The sequence below is a fragment of the Streptacidiphilus sp. PAMC 29251 genome (assembly GCF_054208735.2).
In genome coordinates, this window is sequence record NZ_CM135725.2 from 5,041,570 (window position 1) to 5,065,259 (window position 23,690).

Annotated in this window: 23 protein-coding genes and 2 pseudogenes; 13 read left to right on the plus strand and 12 right to left on the minus strand. The window is 70.6% G+C overall.

Going from position 1 to position 23,690, the window contains the following annotated elements; all coding sequences use genetic code 11:
• Positions 1–5 precede the first annotated feature (5 nt).
• Positions 6–593 (minus strand): barstar family protein, encoded by a 588-nt coding sequence (locus ACXKR8_RS23705; protein WP_458274877.1) that lies wholly within the window; start codon positions 591–593, stop codon positions 6–8.
• On the opposite strand from ACXKR8_RS23705, the gene ACXKR8_RS23710 reads away from it, so the two are divergent.
• The 4 genes from ACXKR8_RS23710 to ACXKR8_RS23725 all read left to right on the plus strand — a co-directional run bounded on the left by ACXKR8_RS23710 (position 592) and on the right by ACXKR8_RS23725 (position 2,792).
• The gene (locus ACXKR8_RS23710; RefSeq protein WP_458274878.1) at positions 592–1,071 is read left to right on the plus strand and encodes a DUF5990 family protein; all 480 of its coding nucleotides are present in this window, start codon (positions 592–594) and stop codon (positions 1,069–1,071) included. The genes ACXKR8_RS23705 and ACXKR8_RS23710 overlap by 2 nt on opposite strands.
• 73 nt (positions 1,072–1,144) lie before the next feature.
• Positions 1,145–1,657 carry a methylated-DNA--[protein]-cysteine S-methyltransferase gene (locus tag ACXKR8_RS23715; protein ID WP_458274879.1) on the plus strand — a complete coding sequence of 171 codons (513 nt, stop codon included), beginning with the start codon at positions 1,145–1,147 and terminating at the stop codon, positions 1,655–1,657.
• Positions 1,658–1,680: 23 nt separating this feature from the next.
• A complete protein-coding gene (locus ACXKR8_RS23720) occupies positions 1,681–2,172 on the plus strand; it encodes an RNA polymerase sigma factor (protein WP_458274880.1) in 492 nt (163 codons plus the stop codon).
• Entirely contained in the window at positions 2,169–2,792 is a 624-nt protein-coding gene (locus ACXKR8_RS23725; RefSeq protein ID WP_458274881.1) for a methylated-DNA--[protein]-cysteine S-methyltransferase, read from the plus strand. Before ACXKR8_RS23720 ends, ACXKR8_RS23725 begins: the two co-directional genes overlap by 4 nt.
• A gap of 16 nt (positions 2,793–2,808) precedes the next feature.
• On the opposite strand, the gene ACXKR8_RS23730 is transcribed toward ACXKR8_RS23725, so the two are convergent.
• Complete coding sequence (locus tag ACXKR8_RS23730) at positions 2,809–3,453, minus strand: hemerythrin domain-containing protein (RefSeq protein ID WP_458274882.1); 645 nt, start codon at positions 3,451–3,453, stop codon at positions 2,809–2,811.
• An 11-nt stretch (positions 3,454–3,464) separates the two neighbouring features.
• Positions 3,465–4,331, minus strand: a complete 867-nt coding sequence (locus ACXKR8_RS23735; protein ID WP_458274883.1) for an NAD(P)H-binding protein — start codon at positions 4,329–4,331, stop codon at positions 3,465–3,467.
• A gap of 76 nt (positions 4,332–4,407) precedes the next feature.
• On the opposite strand from ACXKR8_RS23735, the gene ACXKR8_RS23740 reads away from it, so the two are divergent.
• Entirely contained in the window at positions 4,408–4,899 is a 492-nt protein-coding gene (locus ACXKR8_RS23740; RefSeq protein ID WP_458274884.1) for a MarR family transcriptional regulator, read from the plus strand.
• A 37-nt stretch (positions 4,900–4,936) separates the two neighbouring features.
• On the opposite strand, the gene ACXKR8_RS23745 is transcribed toward ACXKR8_RS23740, so the two are convergent.
• Positions 4,937–5,743, minus strand: coding sequence for a cytochrome c biogenesis CcdA family protein (locus ACXKR8_RS23745; protein ID WP_458274885.1), 807 nt, complete (start codon positions 5,741–5,743; stop codon positions 4,937–4,939).
• Between the two features lie 65 nt (positions 5,744–5,808).
• Positions 5,809–6,951 (minus strand): spore photoproduct lyase family protein, encoded by a 1,143-nt coding sequence (locus ACXKR8_RS23750; RefSeq protein ID WP_458274886.1) that lies wholly within the window; start codon positions 6,949–6,951, stop codon positions 5,809–5,811.
• A gap of 59 nt (positions 6,952–7,010) precedes the next feature.
• Here ACXKR8_RS23750 and ACXKR8_RS23755 point away from each other — a divergent pair, with 59 nt between their 5' ends.
• Genes ACXKR8_RS23755 through ACXKR8_RS23770 form a run of 4 tightly spaced genes read left to right on the plus strand, consistent with a single transcriptional unit; the run spans position 7,011 to position 9,796 of the window.
• A complete protein-coding gene (locus ACXKR8_RS23755; RefSeq protein ID WP_458274887.1) occupies positions 7,011–7,265 on the plus strand; it encodes a hypothetical protein in 255 nt (84 codons plus the stop codon).
• 17 nt (positions 7,266–7,282) lie between these two features.
• Positions 7,283–8,182, plus strand: a complete 900-nt coding sequence (locus ACXKR8_RS23760) for a DUF2797 domain-containing protein (protein WP_458274888.1) — start codon at positions 7,283–7,285, stop codon at positions 8,180–8,182.
• 26 nt (positions 8,183–8,208) lie between these two features.
• Positions 8,209–8,397, plus strand: a complete 189-nt coding sequence (locus tag ACXKR8_RS23765; RefSeq protein ID WP_458274889.1) for a hypothetical protein — start codon at positions 8,209–8,211, stop codon at positions 8,395–8,397.
• A 10-nt stretch (positions 8,398–8,407) separates the two neighbouring features.
• A complete protein-coding gene (locus ACXKR8_RS23770; protein ID WP_458274890.1) occupies positions 8,408–9,796 on the plus strand; it encodes a hypothetical protein in 1,389 nt (462 codons plus the stop codon).
• 6 nt (positions 9,797–9,802) lie between these two features.
• Here the strand turns inward: ACXKR8_RS23770 and ACXKR8_RS23775 are convergent, their stop codons facing one another.
• Positions 9,803–10,918, minus strand: coding sequence for a glycoside hydrolase family 113 (locus ACXKR8_RS23775; protein WP_462099826.1), 1,116 nt, complete (start codon positions 10,916–10,918; stop codon positions 9,803–9,805).
• 114 nt (positions 10,919–11,032) lie between these two features.
• The gene (locus ACXKR8_RS23780; protein WP_458266599.1) at positions 11,033–12,604 is read right to left on the minus strand and encodes a glycosyltransferase family 2 protein; all 1,572 of its coding nucleotides are present in this window, start codon (positions 12,602–12,604) and stop codon (positions 11,033–11,035) included.
• 395 nt (positions 12,605–12,999) lie between these two features.
• On the opposite strand from ACXKR8_RS23780, the gene ACXKR8_RS23785 reads away from it, so the two are divergent.
• From ACXKR8_RS23785 to manB, 3 genes are all read left to right on the plus strand, one after another.
• Positions 13,000–14,400: an IS1380 family transposase gene (locus tag ACXKR8_RS23785; RefSeq protein ID WP_458266600.1), complete on the plus strand. Its 1,401-nt coding sequence runs from the start codon at positions 13,000–13,002 to the stop codon at positions 14,398–14,400.
• 264 nt (positions 14,401–14,664) lie between these two features.
• The gene (locus ACXKR8_RS23790) at positions 14,665–15,780 is read left to right on the plus strand and encodes an acyltransferase family protein (RefSeq protein WP_458266601.1); all 1,116 of its coding nucleotides are present in this window, start codon (positions 14,665–14,667) and stop codon (positions 15,778–15,780) included.
• 309 nt (positions 15,781–16,089) lie between these two features.
• Positions 16,090–17,148 (plus strand): mannose-1-phosphate guanylyltransferase, encoded by a 1,059-nt coding sequence (gene manB / locus ACXKR8_RS23795; protein WP_458266602.1) that lies wholly within the window; start codon positions 16,090–16,092, stop codon positions 17,146–17,148.
• A gap of 24 nt (positions 17,149–17,172) precedes the next feature.
• Here manB and ACXKR8_RS23800 read toward each other — a convergent pair whose 3' ends face one another.
• The 3 genes and pseudogenes from ACXKR8_RS23800 to ACXKR8_RS23810 form a co-directional block, all read right to left on the minus strand.
• Complete coding sequence (locus tag ACXKR8_RS23800; protein ID WP_458275287.1) at positions 17,173–18,072, minus strand: hypothetical protein; 900 nt, start codon at positions 18,070–18,072, stop codon at positions 17,173–17,175.
• 78 nt (positions 18,073–18,150) lie between these two features.
• Positions 18,151–18,255: pseudogene (locus ACXKR8_RS23805) on the minus strand (DUF2510 domain-containing protein); the annotation flags it as partial.
• Positions 18,256–18,375: 120 nt separating this feature from the next.
• Positions 18,376–19,316: pseudogene (locus ACXKR8_RS23810) on the minus strand (LysR family transcriptional regulator).
• Between the two features lie 101 nt (positions 19,317–19,417).
• On the opposite strand from ACXKR8_RS23810, the gene ACXKR8_RS23815 reads away from it, so the two are divergent.
• The gene (locus ACXKR8_RS23815) at positions 19,418–20,431 is read left to right on the plus strand and encodes an NADP-dependent oxidoreductase (protein WP_458266604.1); all 1,014 of its coding nucleotides are present in this window, start codon (positions 19,418–19,420) and stop codon (positions 20,429–20,431) included.
• A 69-nt stretch (positions 20,432–20,500) separates the two neighbouring features.
• On the opposite strand, the gene ACXKR8_RS23820 is transcribed toward ACXKR8_RS23815, so the two are convergent.
• Together ACXKR8_RS23820 and ACXKR8_RS23825 are read right to left on the minus strand one after the other, a co-directional pair.
• Positions 20,501–20,677, minus strand: coding sequence for a hypothetical protein (locus ACXKR8_RS23820; RefSeq protein WP_462099827.1), 177 nt, complete (start codon positions 20,675–20,677; stop codon positions 20,501–20,503).
• Positions 20,674–23,553 carry a protease pro-enzyme activation domain-containing protein gene (locus tag ACXKR8_RS23825; RefSeq protein ID WP_462099828.1) on the minus strand — a complete coding sequence of 960 codons (2,880 nt, stop codon included), beginning with the start codon at positions 23,551–23,553 and terminating at the stop codon, positions 20,674–20,676. The genes ACXKR8_RS23820 and ACXKR8_RS23825 overlap by 4 nt, the downstream gene beginning before the upstream one ends.
• Positions 23,554–23,690 lie beyond the last annotated feature (137 nt).

Consider the following 23,690-nt stretch of genomic DNA (forward strand, 5'->3'; position numbering starts at 1 on the left):
CCCGGCTACCGGGACTCCGGCCTGCGGCGGGCGTCCAGCCACTCGGCCCGGTTCCACATCACCGGCGTGCCACCGACCGGCTCGAAGCGGATGTCCGGGTCCTCGCTCTGGACCAGGCAGAGCATCCGCTGCCCGAAGATCGCCGCGCGCCGGGCATGGTCGGCCAGCAGGTCCAGCACGATCTGGGCGGATCTGGGGCTGGCCCGGGCGAACGCCTGGTAGCCGGTGAAGCCGAGGACAAAGCCCGCCGCGTCCTCGGGCACCCCGTAGTCGCGGGACCCCACGTCCCGCAGGCAGTCGTTGAGCGCGTCCAGATTGGCGCCGTAGTAGTCCGGGAAGTCCAGCGCGGCGGCGATGTCCCGGTGCAGGTCGGCGTCACCGGCCCAGCCGGAGGCGTCCAGCACCACCACCGCGTAGCGGTGCTCACGGAAGAGAGCGGTGCTCTCGTCGAAGAGCTCCCGTCGCCAGAACAGGGTGACGAAGGTGTTCGCCACCATCCGGTAGTACAGGTCGTCGTCGGGACGGGTCTGACGAGCGGCGTCGGAGGCGGTCACGTCGGCCGAGACTACTCCGCGGGCGGATGATGGGGGCATGGAGATCCGTGTCGAAGCCACCGAACTGCCCGGACGCTCATGCGCGGCCGGCCCCGACTTCCCCGGCGCCGACAACATCCACGTCGGCCTGCAGCGCAAGGACCGGCCCGGCGAACTGCTGGACCTGCACCCGGGTGACGCCCCGTCAGCCCGGTGGACGGTGCCGTGCACGGCCGTGGCCACACCCGCCGGCACCGAACTCAGCGGCCCCTACGTGCAGAACCGGCTCGGCGGACGCTTCCTCTACCTGTCCTGGGGATCGGTCGATCCCGCCGGGGAGTTCAGCATGTTCCGCCGCGCCAAGCTGATGCTCGACGCCGTCCCGGCCGACACCCTGGCCGCAGCGCTGCGCTCCGGCGGGCTGGTCGCCCGACTCCCGCTCACCGACGCCAAGGGCCGGCCGCTGTGCGGCCGGGTGCCCGCGACCCTGGTGCACTGGGCCGCGGCGCCGGCCCCGGCGCCGCAGCCCGAAATCTGACCTCACGTTCCGCCGCTGCCGCGCGTCTTCCCAGCAGCAGCAGAAACACTGCCGCAGAGGAGGGCTCCCGATCATGGACTCACGTCACGCGCTCGTCGACACCGTGCTGGGCGCGGTCACCGTGGTGGCCTCGGACCAGGCCGTCGTCGGCCTCTACTTCTCGCACCACTGGTACCTGCCTCCCGCCGACAGCATCGGCCCGAGGGTCGAGGTCCAGGGCGACGCCCTGCTGGAAGCGGTACGGACCCAGCTGACCGAGTACCTGGCCGGGGACCGGACCGCCTTCGACCTCCCCACCGCCACCCAGGGCAACCCGCTCCAGGAGCGGGTCTGGGCCATGCTGCGGGAGATCCCCTACGGCGAGACCACCACCTACGGTGAGCTCGCCGAACGGCTCGGCGACAAGGCCCTGGCCCAGGCGGTGGGCCAGGCCAACGGCCACAACCCGATCTCCATCATCGTGCCCTGCCACCGCGTGGTGGGAAAGAACGGCAAGCTGACCGGCTACGCCGGCGGGCTGGAACGCAAGCAGTTCCTGCTCGAGTTGGAGGAGCCCGAGTCGGCCAGGGCCGCCAAGCTGTTCTGACAGCCCGGTCGAACAGGAGGGTGATGAAGCAGCCTTTCGAACAGGTGGTGTCCGAGCACGGCGACACCGTGCTCCGGGTGTGCCGGGCGGTGGTCGGCGTCCACGACGCCGACGACGCCTGGTCGGAGACCTTCCTGGCCGCGATGCGCGCCTACCCGGACCTCCCGGCGGACGCCAATCTGCAGGCCTGGCTGGTGACCATCGCCCACCGCAAGGCCATCGACCTGGTCCGCGGCCAGCAGCGACGCCCGCTCCCGGTGGAGACCCTGCCCGAGCAGCCCTCGGCGATCGGCCTGCCGGAGTCCGCCGACCACGACCTGTGGGACGCCGTCAAGGCGCTGCCCACTAAGCAGCGGCAGGCCGTCGCGTACCACCACTTCGCCGGCCTGCCCTACAAGGACGTCGCCGAGATCATCGGCGGCACCGCGGAGGCGGCCCGCAGAGCCGCCTCCGACGGGATCAAAGCCCTGCGGACCACCGTCCCCGACGCATACGCGAAAGGAGCAACCCCATGAACGACGAAACTGCCCTGCTCGCCCGGGCCTCCGCCGAACCCGGCGCGCTCGAACGGCTGCACCGCAGGCTGGAGCAGGCCGCCGCCCGCGACGGGCTCCTCGACGTGGCGTACACCACCATCGACACCCCGGTCGGTCGGCTGCTGCTCGCCTCGACCCCCCGCGGACTCGTCCGCGTGGCCTACCAGGTCGAGGACCACGACAAGGTCCTGGAGACGCTGGCGACCAGGCTGAGCCCGCGCGTCCTGCGCGCTCCGCGGCGGCTGGAGCAGGCGGCCCGGGAGATCGACCAGTACTTCGCCCGGTCCAGGACCAGCTTCGACCTGGCGCTGGACCTGTCGCTCTCCAGCGGGTTCCGGCAGCTGGTGCAGCGCCACCTCCCCGAGATCGCTTACGGGCAGACCCAGAGCTACGGCGAGGTCGCCCGGCTGGTCGGCAACCCCAGGGCGGTCCGCGCCGTCGGCTCGGCCTGCGCGACCAACCCGCTGCCCGTCGTCGTCCCCTGCCACCGCGTCGTCCGCACCGACGGCACCCTCGGCGGCTACGCCGGCGGCCCCGCCGCGAAGTCACTGCTGCTGAACCTGGAGACGTCAAACCTGGAGACCCCGCAAGCAAGTTGACGCTGCGGCGGTGCCGTCACCGCCCCGCGCCCACCGGGTTCCAGAGCTGGCGCCTGCTGTAACGGGGCTGCCACAGCAGCCGGTTGAGGTAGCCGACCGGAGCCGGCAGGGCCTTGAGGAACTGTCGCCGCTCGGCCGCCGGAGCGCCGTCGAGGATCCAAGGAACGTAGACCGCCGCGCCCTTGACCCCCTGGCGGCGGCGCATCTCCCCGGCGAAGGCGCGCCAGTCCGCCCGGGTCAGCGCGGACTGGATCAGCGGGAGGGTGCTCGTCTCCTCGTGCTCCAGGTGGGCGACCAGCGCCACCGTGAGCTCCCGCAGCGGCCCGGCCAGAGCACCGGGGCCGGCGGGGCCGCTGGACCCGTCGGCCAGGGCCTTGTCGACGGCCGCCAGCAGCGGATCGATCTGCGCGTGCTCCGCCTCCATCTGCTCCAGCAGCACCAGGTCGCGCGGGTCGGTGACGGCGCCGAGCAGGCGGGGCCAGAGCACCGTGTCCTCGACGGTGTGGTGGAGGTGCAGCTGGGCCTTGAAGTTCTCCCAGCCGGCCCGTACCTCCGGGGTGTCCGCCCGGCCGGCGGCCGCGGCCTCGGCGAACCGGTCCAGGTCGCGCCGGAAGGCGTGGTGGGTCACGTACATCATGGTGAAGTCGATGGTGTCGGTCATGGCTGCTACTCCTACTGCTGGAAGGCGGCGGCCTGCTGGAAGGCGGCGGCGTGGTCGGCCGCCCAGTCGGCGAAGCCGAGCGCGGGACGGCCCAGGAGCCGCTCGACGGTGTCGGTGGAGGGCCCGGGGCGCCGTCGGCACTCGGCCAGGTAGCCGAGCAGCCGGTCCGGCACGTCCTCGCTGAGGCCCTGGGCCAGCATCGCCGCCCTGACCTGCTCCGGGGCGACCTCCTCCCAGCTCAGGTCCCTGCCGACGGCCGCGCCGATCAGCCGGACCTTGTCCCGCTGGTTCAGCGGGCGCGGGCCGGTGAGCGCATAGGCCCGCTCGGCGTGGGTGTCCTCGGTCAACGCCCGGACCGCGACGGCGGCGACGTCCCGTTCATGGATCGCCGAGGTGGCGGCGTCGCCGTAAGCGCCCCGGACCACTCCGGTCCCGCGGATCTGCGGAGCCCAGGCCAGGGCGTTGGCGCTGAAGTCGCTGCACCGCAGAAAGGTCCAGCGCAGTCCGGACGCCCTGGCCGCGTCCTCGACCGCCCGGAAGCCCTGGGCGAAGCGCTGGTACCCGCCGCCGTACTCCACGGTGACGGCCGACAGCACCACCACCCGCCGCACCCCGTTCGCGGCGGCCAGCGCCAGCAGCTCGGCGGTGGCGTCCCCGACCGCACGCGGGCTGAGCAGGATCGCCTCGACCCCGCGCAGGGCCGGCGCCAGCGTGGTCGGATCGGACGGATCGGCCCCCAGCACCTGGACGCCGTCCGGCAGCCGGGCCGCGGCCGCGGCCGGGTCCCGGGTCACCGCCGTCGCCCCGGTACCGCGCTCCAGCAGCAGTTTCAGGGCCTCGCGCCCCACGTTCCCCGTCGCACCGGTGATCAGCATCATGACGTGCCCTCTCCGGGATCCGGCTCGCGCCGGATACCCTGGCCTCGTAGGCCATAAGTTATGAGGACGATATCATATGAGTTTCGTAGTATCTGAAGACGGAGCGGATCCACGGCACCACCGGCGGCTGCAGACCTCGGTCCGGGAGTCGCTGCGTGAGCTGAGCGTTCAGCTCTCCCTGCTGAACAACCAGGTCGGCGCCAGGCTGAAGCTCAAGGAGGTCGACGTGGACTGCCTGGACCTGATCAGCCGGCACGGTCCGCTCAGCCCCAGCGCCCTCGCCCGCCGCGCCGGGCTGCACCCCGCCACCATGACCGGCATCCTGGACCGGCTGGAACGCGGCGGCTGGATCGCCCGCGACCGCGACCCCGCCGACCGCCGGGCCGTCCTGGTCCGCGCCCTCCGCGACCGCAGCGCCGAGCTGTTCCAGCTCTACGCGGGGATGACCGGCTCGATGGAGGCGATCTGCGACGACTACTCGGACGCCGAACTCACGCTGCTGGCCGATTTCCTGCGCCGCACCGTCGACGCGGGACGGCAGGCCACCGACGAATTGGCGGCCGACTGAGGCCGGGCGAAACCGAGGCCGGGCGAAATCGGTTGGCTCAGATCCCCAGCGAGGGTGCGGGGAAATGAATCTGCAACTGGTAGACGAGTTGGGCCCACCAGCCGGTGATGAGCAGAATTCCGACCATCACCAGCATTCCGCCGCCGATGCGCATCACCGCCTGGTAGTGGCCCTTGACCCAGCTGAACGCACCGAGCGCCCGCCGAAAGGCCACGGCCGCCACGATGAAGGGAACCCCGAGGCCGAGGCAGTAGACAGCGGTCAGCAGCGCGCCCCGGCCGGCACTGGCCTGATCGGCGGACAGGCTCAGGGCGGCGGAGAGCGTCGGCCCGATACAGGGCGTCCAGCCGATACCGAAGACGATGCCCAGGACCGGCGCGCCGATCAGTCCGACCATGGGCTTGCGGTGCGTGCGCAATTCACGCTGGGTGAAGCCGGGCACGAATCCCATGAACGCGAGGCCCATCAGAATCGTCAGACCGCCGGTCACCAGGTCGATCATGCGCTGGTGCGCCAGCAGTTGACGGCCGAAATACCCGAAAAGCGCGCCCTCGGAAACAAAGACCGCGGTGAAGCCGGCGATGAACAGCACGGCCCCCAGCAGCATCCGCCCGCGCCGGCGCCCCTCGGCGTCGGCCAGGTCGACGGCCGAGAACCCGGTGACATACGAGAGGTAGCCCGGCACCAGCGGCAGCACGCAGGGGGAGAAGAACGAGACCAGGCCGGCCAGCATCGCGATCGGGACGGCCAGCAGCAACGCACCCGAGGTCACCGTCTGGCCGTCGCCGAGCGCCAGCAGGATCGGCGCCGCAGCGGTCAGGCCGTGAGTCGGTGGAGGGAGCATACCCATGAGTCTCCCACGCCCCTTTTCAGCGACCGCAGGCCCCCGCCCCCCAGTCGTGGCCCGGTTCAGAACGCGTACCTCACCCGCAGCCACGGCGCGTGGGCCGCAATCAGCTCCCGCAGCCGGACCAGGGCGTCGTGCTTGATGCCACGGGCATAGCGGACATTGAGGGCGCCGTTCTCCGAGCGTTTGGCCTCCTGGGCGGCCGGCTGCCACAGCAGGTCCTCGGCCCGGGGATGCCAGCCGAGGTTGACCTCGTGGAGCTGCTGGTTGTGGGTCAGCATGATGATCTCGGCGGCTGCCTGCTGCTTCACCCGCGCCGGGAGGACGTCGTCGAGGTGGGCCAGCAGCCCGCCCCAGTCCCGCTGCCAGCCGGGGCGCAGCACCACCGGCGAGAGGTTGAAGTGGACCTCGTAGCCCGCGTCGAGGAAGTCGGCCGCGGCGGCGATACGGTCCGCGACCGGGCTGGTGCGGATGTCCAGCAGCCGGGAGTCGTCCGCGGGCATGAGCGAGAACCGCACCCTGGTGCGGCCCTGCGGGTCCAGCCCGAGCAGGTCGGGATTGACGAACTTGGTGGCGAACGAGGCCTTGGCGGTGCGGAGCAGGCGGAACGCGGCGATCAGGTCGGCGGTGTTGTCGCAGACCAGGGCGTCGACGGAGCAGTCGCCGTTCTCGCCGATGTCGTACACCCAGGACTGCGGGTCGCACTGGTTGGGCTCCCGCTTGGGGCCCTGCGCCCGGACATGGCGACCGATGTGCGCGGTGATCGCCTCGATGTTGGTGAACAGGGTGATCGGGTTGGCATAGCCCTTGCGGCGCGGGACGTAGCAGTAGGCGCAGGCCATGGCGCAGCCGTTGGCGGCGCCGGGGGCGATCCAGTCCGCCGACCTGCCGTTGGGCCGGGTGCTGAGGGACTGCCGGACGCCCAGCACCAGGATCTCGGTCTTGACCCGGGTCCAGCGGGCGACATTGCCCTCGTTGCCGTGCAGGGAGGGGATGCGCCAGTGGCTGGCCACCTCGGTGACCGGGACGCCCGGCAGCCCGGCCAGGATCTGCCGGCCGCGCGGGGAAGCGAGGGCGGCGGGTTCGGCGTACACCTCCCGCACGTCCAGCATCCGCCGCGCCTGCGGACTCCCCCGAAACCCGCCCCCGCCGGGCGGGGCGGCGGGCCCCGCCTCCTCCCAGCCGAACAGCGGAAGCTGGTCCACGGCACTGCTCCTGTCCTGTGTCACCAACTGGCCGTACCCGCCGGGCCTATGATCCCGCCATGGTCATAGTGATGGTCCTCTTCGCCACGCTCGGCATCGGAGTGACGGTATTCCGCGCGGTCAGGCGACGGTGGTTGGCTGCCGCCGCCTCACTCCTGGGAACGGCCTGCGCCGAGATGGGCTACGCCAGCGTGATCACCCATCAGTCATGGCTCGCCGCCGCTGCCACGGTGGTGGCCTTGGGCGGCTCCGCAGCCCTGTTGGTCCTCATGCGCCGCAGCGAGCGACCGACAGCCGAGCAGCAGCCGGACTGAGGAGCGCGAACCAGCCGATGAGCGCATGGCACTGCACCGGGATGCGGTGGGCGACCACCGGACCGGCGTTGACCTGGTCCTCCCCGACCGGCGGTGAACAGGAGTCGCGACTCCCGCTGCCGGGCGGCCCGCTGGCGTTCACGGTGACCGGCGAGCGCCGCTGCGTCGGCATCTGGCGCAACGGACGCCGCCTCGCCTGCCCGCTGCGCACCGAAATCGCCGGACGGACCACCAACCCGCTCTGCCCGGACTGCGCCGCCCTGGACCGCCGCCACTCCATCGCCGCCGACACCGCCCTCGACGACCCGCGCCCCTTCCACCTCTATCTGGCCTGGTTCGGACCGGACCTGGTCAAGGTCGGCATCACCGCCGCCGAACGCGGCCGGCAACGCCTGCTTCAGCAGGGCGCCCTGGCCCACACCTGGCTCGGCCAGGGCCGGATCGCCGGCGTCCGGCGCACCGAAGCGGCGCTCGGTGCCGCCCTTCAGCTCCCGGACCGGATGTCCCACGCCCGCAAGGTCACCGCCCGTTCCATCGCCTCCCGACCCGGCCAGGCCGCGGCGGAACTCGCGGCCTGTCACCACGCCGCCCAGGCCTCCACCGCCTGGCCGGAGACGGTGACCCGGCTGCCGTTCACGGCCCAGGACCACCTGGCCGCCTACCACCACGACCGGGCCCGTCCACTCCAACCGGACCGCGCCGTCGGCCACTTGGCCCCGGACGACACGGTCGCCGGCGACCTGGTCGCGGTGGTCGGCCCGGACGCCTACCTCGCCGGCGAGGACGGCGTCCTGCTGCTGGACCTGCGACTGCTGGCCGGCTGGCCCCTGGCGAAGGCCCAGCGGCCACGGACGACAGCGGCGACCAGTCCCCTGCCTCGGTCCGCCCCCGACGAGGCGCAGCACGGCCTCTTCTGACACCGGGCCGGGCGCGAGCCGGCTGATTGGCGCACCCCAGGGAAGGCTTCCGGGTCCATCCGCACCTGGAGCTGACCGTCTCGGTGGCGCGGTCCGTCAGCCCGGTCACCGGCTCCAACTGGGAAGGCGTCGGGGTCACCCCGGACGTACCGGTCCCGGCCGAAGAGGCCCTGGAGGCCTGCCTGCAGCACATCCGGGTTGCGTCGCCCGCATAGGATTCCGAGAATGCGCACCCCCTTTCCCGCCGTGGCCGCCACCACGCTGCTGACCGCCGCCCTGGCGCTGCCGGCGGCCACCGCGTACGCCGCCGATCCCGCCCCGACCCCGGCGGACGTCACCGCCGCCGTGTGGTGCGGCGGAAGGCCCTCCGACGGCACCGCCCTGGTCTTCGTCGACACCCGGTTCTCGTCCAGCCTGCTCAGCTACGGCAACGAGTCCCTGACCGCCACCGGAAAGCTCCTGGTCCAGCAACCCGACGGAACGCTGACCCCCTACGCAGGCCCGTACGCCCTCGGGTTGGAGTTCGGGACCTACGGCGTCAGGACGAGCGGCGGGACCGTGGCCGCCGACGGCAGCTTCACCGTCTCCAATCCCATGCCGGAGTCGTCGGGCCGGCAGCAGCTCGCGCTGTCGGTCGCCATCGACCGCATGGCCTTCTGCGGGCCTTCGGCAGCGTCCGACCCGGTCACCGAGCCGACCCGGATCGTGCTGGACCACACCGGCGTCTCGGACGTCGCCGCCTGGAAGCCCACGACCGTCAGCGGAACCCTGGAGTACCAGGCCCAGGACGGAACTTGGCACCCCGCCACCGGCCAGCCGCTCACCCTCTCCGGCCCGGACGTGATGCAGTCCGCCACCACGGGCGGCGACGGCCGCTTCTCCTTCACCCAGACCGTGGAGAACAACCCCACCCACTGGACCCTGAACGCCTGGGACCACGTGGCCGGCTGGGACGAGTACCTGACCGGCACGTCCGCCGGTTTCGACGTCGCCTCGGTCGTCCAGAGCGCCACGCTGCACCTGGCCTCGGCGAAGGTCGACGCGCACTCACGGCTCTCGGTGTCCGTGACCGCCGACAGCACCGACGGCGCGGTGCCCGGCAACGTCCTGTACCTGCAGCAGTCCGCCAACGGCAGGACCGGCTGGACCACGGTGGACCGGATCCCGGCCAAGCCGCTCCCGGCCGACAGGAGGGTCACCCTGACCGTCGGCAACCCGCACGGCTACTGGCGGCTGTACTCGCCGGCCGCGACCCGCTTCCCGGCCGCCTACAGCAACACCGTGCACACCACGGTCCACGCGACGAAGCTGACCGGCGGCAAGCCGAACCACACCACGGTCCGTAAGAACGGCTCCATCAGCTTCAGCGGCCACCTCTCCCAGCAGGCCGCCACCGGGCCCTGGACACCCGTCGCCCACAGCTATCTGACGCTGCTCTTCCGCCCGCTGGGCGCCAGGACCTGGCAGGTGGCGGGCCGGGTGAGGACCGACAGCCACGGTGCCTACCGCATCAGTGCCAAGGCCACCACCGGCGGCACCTGGACGGTCGCCTGGTACACCCCCGACAGCGCCCACGTGGACGCCCAGGGCCCGCAGACCTACGTCCACGCCTGACCGCGGTCAGTGGCCGCCCGCCGGGGCGGAGAAGTTCGCGAAGCAGTTCCTGATCACCTTGAGCGCCGGGGTGTTGAGGATGTCCATCGGGTCGGCGGCGGTCACCTTGGCGCTGGACGCCAGGGTGGAGTTCTCCAGGTCGAGGTACCACCAGAAGATCCCGGCCACGTGCCGGGCCTTGGCGACCTGGCAAGCCGCGGTGTCCCAGTTGACCTGGATCTGCGGATCGAGGGAACCGGAGGCCTTCCACACGTACGGGGCGCTGTAGGCGCCGTCCTGCGGGACGATACCGACCTCGGAGAAGGTGAGCGTGGACAGCTTGCCGGCGGAGTACGGGTCGAGCGCCGCGTTCCAGCCCTTGACCAGATCGGCGACCGTCGCCGTGTCGTCGGCGTGCTTCATCGGGAAGTACGCGTCGATGCCCAACCGGGCGTTCGGAATGCGCACCGTTTCGGCGGCGATCCGGTCGAAGTTGACGCTGTCGACGAGATCACCGCTGTAGATCGACGCCAGCCCGCCGGTCAGGGTCTTCCAGTCGGCGGTGTACTTCTCCATGGAGGTCAGTTCCGTGCTGACGTTGAAGGCGTCCACGTGCTGCTGTTCGGCCAACCGGGCATAGGGCGTGAGGAAGCGGCGGTACGAGGCGAACCAGGCGCCGCGGTCACTGGGGGTGATCGACCCGCGCCAGGCCTTGGCGTCCTCGGCGGTCAGCGCCGCCTCGTTCAGCGTGGGGCGCAGCGTCACCCGCAGTCCGGCGGCTTTCGCGGTGGCGATCAGCAGGCTCAGTCGCGCCGTGCTGGGAGTCATCGAGTGAGCGGCGGAAAGACTGTTGGAACTGACCCCTCCGGTGACGAAGGGGAAGGAGATGGATATCCAGTTCGCGTTCAGCCGGACCACGTCGTTCACCGTGGCGTCGATTTTCGAACGAGTGGTCCTGTCGCTCTCCGAGGGGTTGGCCTCCCAGAAGACGTCCACCCCGAGTTGCGTCTGTCCCGGGACCCAGGGATGGGCGACCCTGGCGACGCCGGGGTAGCCCTTGGCGCTGGTCGGCGTCGGGCTCGGGGTCGGCGTCGGGGTGGCTGTCGGCCGGAGCGTGGCGATCGCGGCCGGGCTGCTCGTCACCGGTGAGTCGTCCCACGGCAGCAGGTCCCGATGACGACGCTGAGCCCGCACAGCGCCGCCAGCCCGGAGACCAGCAGGACGGCGTCGCGTCGAACCGTGTGAAAGCCGCCCTTGCTAAGCCGGCTTCGCGATGACGACAAACTTGTTCTCCTCACGCTTGATGAACCGCCACAGTCCGCGGATCGCACCCCAGGACTCCAGCAGCGAGAAGAGCGGGATCAGCAGGAGGACGGCGATCATCTCGTGTTCCGTGCGCCGGGTGCTCACCGAGACCCGGCAGTTGATCTTCAGCCCTTCCCAGTAGGTCCAGACCGCATAGGCCACGTTGAGGGCCCAGAGCGGCAGCACCGCGTCGGTGACCGGGCTGGTGTTCATGGTGCCGGTGAAGGAACCGACGAGCAGGATGACCGCGATGTGCTGGAGCGGGGCCAGCAGCCAGGCGGTCACCGAGTAACCGATCATGGCGCGCTCCCGGAACGGGATGCTCTTGTTCGTCGCCAGGCCGATCAGTCCCCAGGCCCAGCGGTCGCGCTGCTTGACGAAGTCGCGCAGGGTCGCCGGGGAGGCGCCGTAGCAGCGGCCGTTGAACCAGCCGGCCTGGCCCGGATAGCGCTTGGCGAAGATCAGCGCCCACTGGGCGTCCTCGACGATCGCCTTGGGGCCGAAGTCCCAGCCGATCTCGGCCTCGATGTTGGCCCGCATCACCAGGAGTTCGCCGTGCACGCCGGCCAGCGGGGTGCCGTGCCCGGTGAACACCGAGAACTGGGCGAAGTCCGCGGCCGGCCGCGCGGAGTCGGCGAGCCAGGTGAGCTTGTTGTGCGCGTTCTCCCTCGGGTAGGTCAGGATTCCCTGGCCCATGTGCTTCGGGGGATTGCGCCGGTCGCCGCGGCGCTGCTTGACGATGAACCGGGCCAGGGCGAGGGCGGTGTCCGATCCGACGGCGGTGTCGTCGTCCATGTGCAGGACCCACACGTCGTCGCGGGCCTCGTCCTCGGCGATCCGGACCTCGTTGGCGTAGTGGTTGGCCCGCGCCTTGAACCGGGTGCCGTTGGCGGTCCGGTAGGCCTTGGGCACCTCCAGCACCCGCACCCAGGAGTAGCGGCGGGCCAGCTCGGCTATCTGCTCGGTCGCGGCGCAGCCCTCCTCGGTGACGATGTCCACCCGCATCGCGGGGAACCGTCCCGGCAGGTACCGGCAGTAGGAGACGACCGAGCGCTCCAGGGCCGGGTAGGTGTCCTCCCGGCCGATGGTGGGCACCACCACGATCAGGCTGTCGATGTCGACGACGGGGGCCTGGTCGCCCCAGTAGTTGTCGATGGACCGGATGTGCCTGCGGGTGGCCAGCAGACCGCACGCACCGATCAGCGACCCCACCACGGGGAGCGACCACCAGACCGTGAGCAGCCAGCTGAACCAGCTGCGCGGTCCGTGGTCGTAGAGCAGGAGGAAGCAGAGCACGATGACGAACGGCACGACCATGGTCTGGATCGACGGACGCCACGCGAGCAGTTCGCGCAGCTGCACCGCGCTCGCCGGAAGCTCTCCGCCGATGTCGAGGACCGGGATGACCAGGGTCTCCGAGTTCACACCGGAGAAACTCGCCTTGCCCCGGACCGGTAGGCCCGGCTCTTCGCCGTCGTCGTCGCCGTCACGGGGGAGGACGTGCTCGGTCGTCAGGCCAGTCACTCGAACCCCCCGCATCCAATCGATCTTCCGCATACCTTCACGTGTGGAAGGTGATCGTAACGCACACCATCAAGACCATGTTCAACCGAGGTCTGTGCGTTTATGTCGTATTGCGGACAGAAATTCCCCAAGAACGGATTGACTGCCCTCATCAGCCATACCGTAGTATTCATCCGCTTGAGGCTCCTGCTGATGCATGAAGCCGCCGGGCCCAGTGGCAGCAGACTTCGGTGGGCGGATCAATATGAGTGCGACAGCGGTGACACCCCCTCAGCCCGAATCCACCGATGAATGACCTGTCCGAGGCCTGGACATAACGACGCGGATGCCCTCTGACCTGGGACGATGGGACTTCCTACAGAACCAAGTCGCCAGAACGAGAGAACATCCGCGAGATGCAATCCTGCCATGCCGCCACAGCGGTTTCCGCCGTCTTCGACGAGCCGAACCTGATCGCCGATGCCGGGCTGCTGTCGCTGGTCCGGCTGGCCGAGCGGGCCGGCCTGCGGCAACTGGCCGCGTCCGCGCTCCGCATCGAGGGCGCCGACAACAGCGGCGGAGCCAACCCGGCCGCCAAAGTGATGTCGCTGATCAGCGCGATGTGCGCGGGCGCGGACAGCATCGACGACGCGGCGCGGCTGCGGCACGGCGCGATGGACCGCGCCTTCACCTCGGTCCGCGCGCCCTCCACCCTGGGCACCTTCCTGCGCTCCTTCACCCACGGCCACAACCGCCAGCTCCACCGCGTTCACCGCGACTTCCTGGCCCGACTGGCCCGCAGCACCCCACTGCTGCCCGGCGCCGACACACTGATGTTCATCGACATCGACCCCACCCACCGCCGCGTGTACGGCCACGCCAAGCAGGGCGCGCAGGTCGGCCGCCTCAAGGGCCAGCGCACCCTGCACCCGATCCTGGCCACCCTGTCCACCCCGATCGCCCGGCCCGTGATCGGCGCGGTCCGCCTGCGCCGCGGCAAGGCCGCCGACGTCCGCGGAGCCGAGAGCTTCGTGAGCGAGGCCCTGGCCATAGCGAAGGAGACCGGCGGCACCGGGATCCGCCTGGTCCGCGCGGACAGCAAGTTCTACACCGCCGACGTGGTCGCCGCCTGCCGCCGGGCCGGCGCCCGATTCTCCCTGACCACCGGCATGAACCCCTCCATCGCGGGCGCGATCTCCCGCATCCCGCAGGAGTCCTGGACGGCGATCCGCTACCCGGACGCCTTCGTCGACCCCGACACCGGCGAGATGGTCTCCGACGCCGAGGTCGCCGAGATCCCCTACACCGCCTTCACCGGCCGAAGGAAGTCCGAGCACGTCACCGCCCGGCTGATCGTGCGCCGGGTCCGCCGATTGAACGCCGAAGTGGCCCAGGGTCAGGGCGAGTTGTTCACCGCCTGGCGTTACCACCCCGTCTTCACCGACAGCTCCTTCGCGGTGCTGCAGGCGGAACTGCACCACCGGCAGCACGCCGTGGTGGAGCAGGTGATCGCGGACGGGAAGTCCGGGCCTCTGGCCCACCTGCCGTCCGGGAACTTCCAGGCCAACGCCGCGTGGCTGACCCTGTGGGCGATGTCGCACAACCTGCTGCGGGCCGCCGGTGCGCTGACCTCGGTCTTCCACGCCAAGGCCACCACAGCGACCCTGCGCGCCCACCTGGTCCACGTCCCGGCCCGGCTCGCGCGCACCGCGCGCACCAAATTGACGGTGCATCTGCCCGAGCACTGGCCCTGGCGCGACGCCTTCACCGCCCTGTTCGAGGCCGTCCACTCCCCACCGCCGCGCCCGGCGGCCTGACCGCCACAAGATCCCGCACCGCGACGGCCCGACGGCCACCGGCGACAGCGCCACCAACCGCTCCCGACCCCGCACAACCCCTCGGACAGGCCGCGACCCGCGCACGGCGGCTACCGCACACCCTCAACCTGTTGCCCCCAGCGGCCGACCGTCCACGGGCAGGAGAGCAACCCCGAAATGATCAGCCGGTGGATTCGGGCTCAGGTGTCCAGTGATCGGCGGGGTGCCCGGTCCGGCCGCGTACGCGTGCCCTTTCCGCCACGGATGGGACGCCAGCCGGCCCTGGACGGGATCCGCGGCGGCGCCGTGCTGCTGGTGATCCTGGCCCACACCGGAGCCCTGACCTGGGGTTGGGTGGGCGTGGACGTGTTCTTCGCGCTGTCCGGCTTCCTGATCACGACCCTGCTGTTCGAGGAGCGCGAGCGGAACGGCCGCGTCTCGCTGCGTGCCTTCTATCTGCGCCGGGCCCGCCGCCTGCTGCCGGCCCTGTTCATGCTGCTGGCCTTCATCACCGTGATGCAGACCCGGTTCGGACTGTTCCCGAGCTCGTGGCCGCTGTGGAAGCAACTGGCGTCGACGCTGCTCTACCTCAACAACTGGGTGATGGCCTCGGGGGCGAGCCCGCTCGGGCCGCTCACGCTGACCTGGTCACTGGCCCAGGAGGAGCAGTTCTACCTGTTCTGGCCGGTCCTGCTGTGCGTGATGTGGCGGCTGCGCTTCCGTCCGACCGTGGTGCTGCTGTTCCTGGCGGCCGTGCTGGTCGGGGTCTACTGGTACCTGCCCCGGTTCGGTTTCGACGCCGATCCCAACAACTACTACTGCATGCCCGACCGCTTCGCCGAGCTGCTGATCGGCTGCACGGCGGCGGTCCTGCGCAGGTACCGGGCAGTCCACCACCTACTGCGCTGGAGCCTGCCCGGCCTGGCCTTCCTGGTGACGATCGGCTACGCGGCGCAGGTCACCGGGTACGAGCTCAGGCCGCGCCTGCTCGTCGCGGCCGTCGCCGCCTCCCTGCTCGTGCTGCACGGGGTCACCGGGCCGCGCAGCCTGCTCTCGCGGGTGCTGGGCCTGCCGCCGCTCCGGTACATAGGCAAGATCAGCTACGGGCTGTACCTCTACCACATGGCGATGCTGATGCTGCTGGAGCAGGCGCTGCCCGACAGTTCCTGGAAGTTGCGCACGGCCGTCATCCTGCCGCTCGCGGTCGGGGTCGCCAGTCTGTCCTGGCACTTCATCGAGTCGAAGTTTCTGGTCACCGCCGCACCGGCCCACTCCGTGCCCACCACGGTGGAAGTGGCAAGGATCACGCCGACCGATCCGGCGGACAGCCGCCGGGGGCGTCGCGATTCCGGACGGCGCAAGCGTTCCGCCGATGCCTGAGACGATGTGCGGCAACAGGAGCACCGGGCCGGCCTGTGCCGCCGACCAGCGTTGCTGCGATTCTGCTACGGGCCGGTTAATTCCTGCGAAATTCAATATGCCATTCCGGGGCGATCTGCGCCCGCTTTGGTAGATTTATGGTCGCTACAAGCCTGTAAATCGGACATAATCGGCCGTGGCCAGCAATGATCTCCACGTGATATCAATCAACTCGAGATCCGCGCCTTCGCGCCAATCCGCGTGCCCCTGCCAATGGCCCGGCCCGGACCAGACCCGCACTCCCCCATAAACCCGCAAGGAACTGAACTCATGGCACAGGCGCTTCTGTTGGTGGGCGGCAAGGGCACCCGGCTGCATCCGCTCACACTCACCCGACCCAAGCCCATGGTCCACGCGGCGGGCGTCCCGATCATGGAGCACCTGCTGGGCCGGGCCCGGGACGCGGGCATCACCAGGCTCGTGCTGGCGACCTCGTACCTTCCGGAGGCGTTCCAGTCGTACTTCGGCGACGGATCGCGGTTCGGTCTGCAGCTCCGCTACGTCACCGAACGGACCCCGCTCGGCACCGGCGGGGCGATCCGCAACGCGGCGCGGGAACTGACCTGCGGTCAGGACGAGCCCGTGGTGGTGTTCAACGGCGACATACTCTCCGGCCTCGACATCGGCGTCCTGCTGGAACGGCACCGCGCCTCCCGGGCCGCGGTGACCCTGCACCTCACCCGGGTGCCCGACCCGCGCGCCTTCGGCCTGGTGCCGACCGACCCGGACGGCAGGGTGCTGGAGTTCCTGGAGAAGCCCAGCACCCCCGAGGAGATCGTCACCGACCAGATCAACGCCGGCTGCTACGTCTTCCGGCGCTCGGTCATCGACGCGATCCCGTCCGACCGGGAGGTGTCGGTCGAGCGGGAGGTCTTCCCCGGACTGCTGGCCGCGGGCGAGTTGCTGCACGGCATGGTCGACGACTCCTACTGGCTGGACCTCGGCACCCCGCAGGCCTTCGTCCGCGGTTCGGCGGACCTGGTCCGCGGTCTGGCCCCCAGCCCGGTGCTCTCCGGCGTACCGGGCGAGTCACTGGTCCTCCCCGGCGCGCTCGTCGCCGACTCGGCGGTGCTCACCGGCGGGACGACCATCGGACGCGGAGCGGTGATCGAGGAAGGGGCCCGGATCCACCGAAGTGTGGTCCTGGACCACGCACATGTGGGTGCGCGTGCGGTGGTGCGGGATTCGATCATCGGCGAGTACGCGACCGTGCTCCCCGACGTGGAACTGGCCGGCGCCGTCATCGCGGACCGCGGTTCCAGCAGCTCCGACAGCTCTGACAACTCCGACAGCTCCGACCGGCAGGTCCTCAGCACCGTGGGCGCCTGAACCGAGCCCGCGCAGTTCCTCCGGTCAGGACGTGATCGTGATCGAGTTCGCGATCTGGTCCATCACGCTCAGCGCGGGGGCCTGGTCACTGTGGTCCAGGCAGATCTGCAGGACCGGCACGGCGGTCGCGGTCGACGACGGGCTGATCGCGATCACCCCGCAGTAACTGTCCGGCACCAGCGTCTGGTTGGCCAGGGTGGGAACGTGCCACAGCGCCAGGTATCCGCTGTGGCCCTGGATGCTGACCGCTGCCTGCTTGACGGGTGCTTGGTTGGGCTGGCTCTTGTTGGCCAGCTGGGCGGCGTAGAGCAGTTGGCCCATGCCCAGCACCAGGTTCCGGGTGTTCGACCAACTGCCGCTGAAGGCCCGTGTGTTCTGCACCGCAAGTCCGTGCGCACACACTCCGGTCCCGTGTCCGGGGCAGCGGTAGGGAAGGTCCGCGTACCGGGCGTCGGACGGGGACTTCGGGTCGATCTGCTGCTGCCAGCCCGCCGGAAGCATGAAGGACATCTTCGACTGCGGACCCCCGATCCGCTGACCGCCGGCGATCGCGACGCCGCCGACCGGGGCGGTGCCGAAGAAACCGTGCGGGCTGAGCGGGTCGGCCACCGTGGACGAGGCGGAGGGCGTGGCGATGGCCGTCGGGGTCGGATCGGCGGCGGGGCTAGCGTGCGACCTGCCGACGAAGAAGCCACCCGTCGCCGCCACCAGCGCAAGCACCAGTCCACCGACACCGATCAGCAGCCTGTTGCGCTTGGCGTTGGGATCCACCGTCTCGAACACCACGGGCTGGGGTCGACCGGCGAGCGGCGGTTCCTCCAGCCGGGGCGGAGCCGCCCGCCGCAGGGGCTGGTAGGCGCCGAGCGCGGGGGACTGCGTGGCCGGAAGCAGGTCCGAAGCACCGGTGCCGGTAACGGAGTTCATACCGAGGGGCCGCACCGGCGAAAGCTGTGTGGTGGCGAAGTCGGGCCCGGCCTGAGGAGGCTCGGTACTGTCGCCGGCCGGCTGGGAGTGCTCGGTCCAGGACGCACCGTCCCACCAGCGAACCGTGTCTTCCTTGCCGGACGGATCGTCATACCATCCGCTCGGTGTACTCCCAGTCGTCATGACCCGTAATCTTATCGGATCAGAAGACGACAGAAGCGATGATCCAGGTGGCCGAAATCCGGCCCCCCGCTTCCATCCGTAGGCCCCGGATCACCCTCAGTCGACCGATCCTGATCAGGCTCACTGACGGACAGCTCTGAGCTCGCGGATCAGGGCTCGGACGGAGACGCTTGCGGCCAGCTCCGGAGTGGTGAGGTAGCCCACGGAACGGGTCGGCGCTCCGGTCCGAGATCGGTGATCTCGATTCCGTCCGGTGCTTCGTTCAGTGAGAGCGCCGGCATGATCGCCATGCCGAGACCCCTGCTCACCATCGAGAGCACTGCTCCGTCGTCCTCGGTCAGAAAGGTCGCCTTCGGAATCCAGTCCTGCCCGGCCCACCACTGGCGGGTGTAGGAGCCGCAGTTCTCGTGCCAGTCCACCAGCGGCAGGGAGCGCGGGTCGGGGTGGCCGGCCGGGTGCACCAGCGAGTAGGGCTCCTCGATGAGTACGTCGCCGACGAGCCCGGCGAGCCCGGCGGACTCGAAGCCGGCCCCGGCGCCGATGCCGGCCCCGACCGTTGCGATGCCCAGGTCCGCGCGCCCCGCGGCGACCTCCCCCGCGGTGCCCGCGCCCAACTCGCGGACGACACGCACCTGCGGTTCGATGCCGGGGTGGCGGGCGGTGAGACGCTCCAGGACGGGCGGCAGCAGATGGAGGGCGGCGCTACGGAACGCCGCGATGCGCAGCGGGCCGGCCACCGTGCCCCGCTCGGCGCCGCGGGCCTCGGCGGCCAGGGTGTCCAGGAGCCGCAGGACCCGGCGGGCGTGGGCAGCGGCGGCGACGCCGGCCGCAGTGGGCGTCGCGCCCTTGCGGCCGCGTTCGAAGAGGACCGCTCCGACCTTGCGTTCGGTCCCGCGGATGGAGTGCGAGACCGCGGACTGGGTCAGCCCGAGGACTTCGGCGGCCGCCGAGAACCCCCGCTCGCGGTCGACGGCCACCAGGATGCGGAGCTCGTGCGGGGCGAGGTCGGTGGCGGCAGCCGCGGTGGGTGGTGCGGGGGCTCTCCGGGCTACGGCTGCCATAGGGGGTCCCACCTGCTTCTATGAGGGCCCTTCATGGATCGGGCGGTTGCATGAACGCAACCCTCTGCCCGGCCTCCGCATTCCTCCGTACGGTCGCCGTCATGTCCGAGACCGCGCTCACCGTGCACCAGACCGCCCGTCCCCATGGCTTCCCCACCCCCGACCACTTCGCCTTCACCGAGTCCGCGATACCCGAACCCGGCCCGGGAACGGCGCTGGTGGAGAACCTGTACTGGTCCGTGGACCCGTACCACCGCGAAATGATGGACGGGGACTTCGCGCTGAACGCCCCGCTGGAGGGCCGCACCATCGGCCGGGTCGTGGACTCCCGCGACCCGGCGCTCCGCGAGGGCGAGATCGTCTTCCACCGGCAGGGCTGGCGCACCCACACGGTCGTCACCCCGGCGGAGGCGCGTGCCATCCCCCGTTTCGACGGCGTTCCGCTCTCCGCGCACCTGAGCATCCTCGGCGGCACCGGCCTGACCGCCTACGTCGCTCTCACCCGCATCGCTCAACTCCGCGAGGGACAGGACGTGTTCGTCTCGGCGGCGGCCGGCGGTGTGGGCACGGCCACCGGGCGGCTAGCCCGGCTGATGGGCGCGGGACGGCTGGTCGGCAGCACCGGCAGGGCGACGAAGGCCGCCTACCTCACCGAACACGTCGGCTACGACGAGGTCTTCGACTACCACGACGGTCCGGCGGCCGAGTTGCTCGCCAAGGCGGCGCCCGCCGGGATCGACCTCTACCTGGACAATGTCGGCGGGGAGCAGCTCGAAGCGGCGATCTCCGCGCTGCGGGAGTACGGACGAATCGTGCGGATCGGCACGATCTCCCAGTACAACAGCACCGGCGCGCCCCACGCCCTGCGCAATCTTCCCGACATCGTCGAGAAGAGCCTGCGCATGGAGGGCTTTCTGGTCAGCAACTACCGTGATGTGCAAGAGGAGTTGTACGAGTTCATGGTGCCGCACCTGCAGAGCGGACGCGTCACGCTCGACGAGACCGTGGTGGACGGCTTCGGCGGCATCGTGGACGGTTTCCTGGGGATGCTGCGGGGCGAGAACCAGGGCAAGCTCATCGTCCGGGCGGACGGCGCGTCCGGTGCGGGCCTCTGAAGGACCGGGGACGGGCGAGGGGCCGCCGGTCAGGTTCGACCGGCGGCCCCTCAACGTGCTGGATGTGCCTCAGGGGGCGTAGTAGCCCAGGACGTCGGCAGCGATATTCGTGGTGCCGAAGCGGTTGTAGAAGTCGACCTGCCCCGCGTTGACGCTGACGACCACCAGGTTGGAGATCGTCTGCTTGGCGGAGAAGTCGATCCCGGTGCTGGCCGGGGGGGTGGGGCCGTGCGGGAAGATGCTCACGAACCCGTTCGCGGTGGGAGCGACCACGGTGACGTTGAGCACCACCGCGGTGGCGTTGCCGGGGACGCCGCCGACGCCGGTGACCGGCACCGCCGTGGTCTTACCGGCAGTGAGGGCCTTGAAGCCGTTGGTTCCGCCGCGGGTGTGTCGACCAAGTGCGTCGGCGCGAGGGCGTTGAAGCTGGTGCCGCCGGTGGTGCTGTAGTAACCGGTGACATCAGCCGTGGCGTCGACGGTGCCGGCGAAGTTGCTGATCGTGACGTTGCCGTCGCTGTCCACCGGGACGATCACCGTGTTGGCGAGAATCTGCTTCGCGGCGAAGCTGACGCTGGTCGCGGCGGCCGGGCCGGCGTTGCTGGGGTAGACCCCGAGGTAGCTGCTGTTGGTGCCGTTGATCGCGGTGACGTTCAGGGCGAGTGCGGTGACACCGGCCGGGATACCGGGGGTGTCGGTCGCCTTGATGGTCACCGTGGAGCCGGCGCCGAGCTTGGCGGCCGTGCCGCCGGGCTCACCGACGCCGGAGCGGGTGTCCAGCATGTGCGCGGCCGGAATCGGGGTGAAGCCGGAGCCGCCGGTTCCGGTGCTGCTGAAGTAGCCGGTGACGACCGCGGCGACGTTCACGGTGCCGAAGCGGTTGTAGAAGTCGACCTTGCCGCTGCTGGTGACCGGGACGACCACCGCGTTGGGAACGGTCTGGCCCTTGACGAAGGTCAGGGTCGCGGCCCCGTGGCCGATGCCGTTGCCGGAGACGCTGACATAGCTGCTGGTGCTGGGGTTGATCGCGGTGACGCTGAGGGCGACCGCGGTCACGCCGGTGGCGGGGACATTGTCACCGGCGGCGTTGTTGGTGACCGTGGCGGTGTAGGTGGTGTTGGCGGGAATCGGCGTGGTGTAGTCGCCGACGTGGTACGCGGCCCGGGTGTCGAAGACGCGGACCGGGGTGATCGGGAAGAAGCTGCCGCCCGCGCTGCTGGCCTTGGTGCCGCACAGCTGGCCCACCAGCCCGGCATACTTGGGCGTGCCCAGACCGGTGGCCATGTCGTAGCCGGCCGTGGCGGCGTACTTGCCGCCCTTGTAGCCGGACGGGGTCCAGTCGTTGTTGCCGGAGGTGATGTCGGTGAAGGCGGAGCCGTAGGTGGAGCGGGCCGCGTTGTAGACGATCGGGTTGAGCTGTCCGACCCGGCCGTTGGCCTTGCAGTCGGCCGTGGTGGTGGCCAGGGCGACGATGGAGGCCCAGGTGGGTGCCGCGGCGCTGGTGCCGCCGAGGATGTACCACTTGCCGCCACCCGTGGTGATCGGGTAGCCGGCGCCGGGGTCGGCCAGGGCGGAGACGTCGGGGACCTGCCGGCAGACCTGGCCGGAGGCTGCGGAGCAGGTGTTGCTGTAGCCGGAGCCGGCGAAACCGGTCTGGTAGAGCAGGTCACCGTTACCGGTGTTCCAGCGGTTCGAGACACCGCCGCCGCCGGCTCCGCCGGTGCTGGCGCCGTAGTTCCAGGTCGCCTGCTTGAGCGTGGAGCCGCTGCCGTTCATCCAGGTGCCGCCGACCGCGGTGACGTACGGCTGGCTGGCCGGGTCGTCCACGGCCAGGCTGGCGTCGTGGCCGCCGCCGTCGCCGTTGCAGTCGGTGGAACCGGCGTCGCCGGAGGCGGAGACCACGGTCTGACCCTGGGCGGCGGCCTCGGCGAAGATGTTGTTCTCCGCCGCGAGCTGGGCATCGCTGGGGTTCAGGTCACAGGTGCCCCAGCTGCTGGAGAGGACCTGGGCCTTGTTGTCGCTGACCATCTGCTGGTAGACGTCGAGGACGTTCTGCTCCGAGGCGACATCGGCGTCGGGGCCCTCGTAGTCGATGACCGAGGCACCCGGAGCGAGCTCCATGATGTCCTCGATGTCCAGAGCGGCCTCGACGCCAACGCCACTGGTCGGGGCGGCCGTCACGGTGTGGCCGCCGTCGACGGTGACGGTGCTCCAGGCGGAGCTGATGCCGAGGCAGGACTTCCAGTCGCTGATGGCCGACTCGAGGACGTCCTCCAGCTCGAACACCGCGACCGTCGTTCCGGTGCCCGCCGTGGTGGTGTGGGGCAGGCCGTAGGCCGCGGCGAGGGAGGAGGGGCTGTAGTAGTCCCGGGTGTCGAGCTTGTCGTTCGACTTGAGGAGGTTGGTCAGGCTGGCGCAGAAGTTGGGGCCCGCGGCGTTGGCGGTGAGCGCCCGGGAGCCGACCGCGGTGCCGGTGGTCTTCCCCGCCGCGACCGGCGTGGTGTGGTGGCTCTTCATCACGCTGAGGTTGTTGAGGCCGGTGATGCCGGACACCTCGGCGGCCACTCCGCTGGGCAGCGAGGGGGCGGAGGTGTTCAGGTAGCTCTCGGTCCCGTCGGACAGCTTCACGTTCGTGAAGCCGGTGCCGAGCGCGTGCGAGGCCGTGGCGACGCTGGCGGTGACCGGGATGGACAGGCCGTCCTTGCTGAGGGCGCCCGGCTTGAGCCCGGCCGCGCGCAGGGCCTGGGTGACGCTGTCGACGGTGCTCTTGGAGGGGCCGAACGCCGAGGCGAACTGACCCGTCGCGAGGTAGTGGTGGTAGTTCGCCGACTTCGGGTCCGCGACCTGGGCGACGAAGGCGCTCAGGGCCGCGGGGTCGCGCGGCTCCAGGTTCACGGCCAGGTGCAGCGTGGTGTCCGCCGCGACGGAGCCGCTACGGACCGCTCCGGCGGGTATACGGGGCGCGCTGCCGATTCGCTTGGGGGTCAGTTTGGCCGCGTTGTCACCAGCGGTGGAAACCGCCTGGGCGGTGCCGGCGAGGCCGGCGACGAGGCTGAAGGCAGCGACGGTCGACAGCGCTGCGCAAGCGGCTGTCCGGGCGGACCCGGACCAGGGGGAGAGCATGCAGAGTCTCCTCGAAGCAATGGGCGTTACATGGGCTCTGTTGGCAGGAAGCTGGGCGAGAAAGCACACAGGGCAGCTGTCAGCTTCTGTGGAGAGACGCCCCCGCATGGTACTGATGCGTTTATCTGATGAGCCGC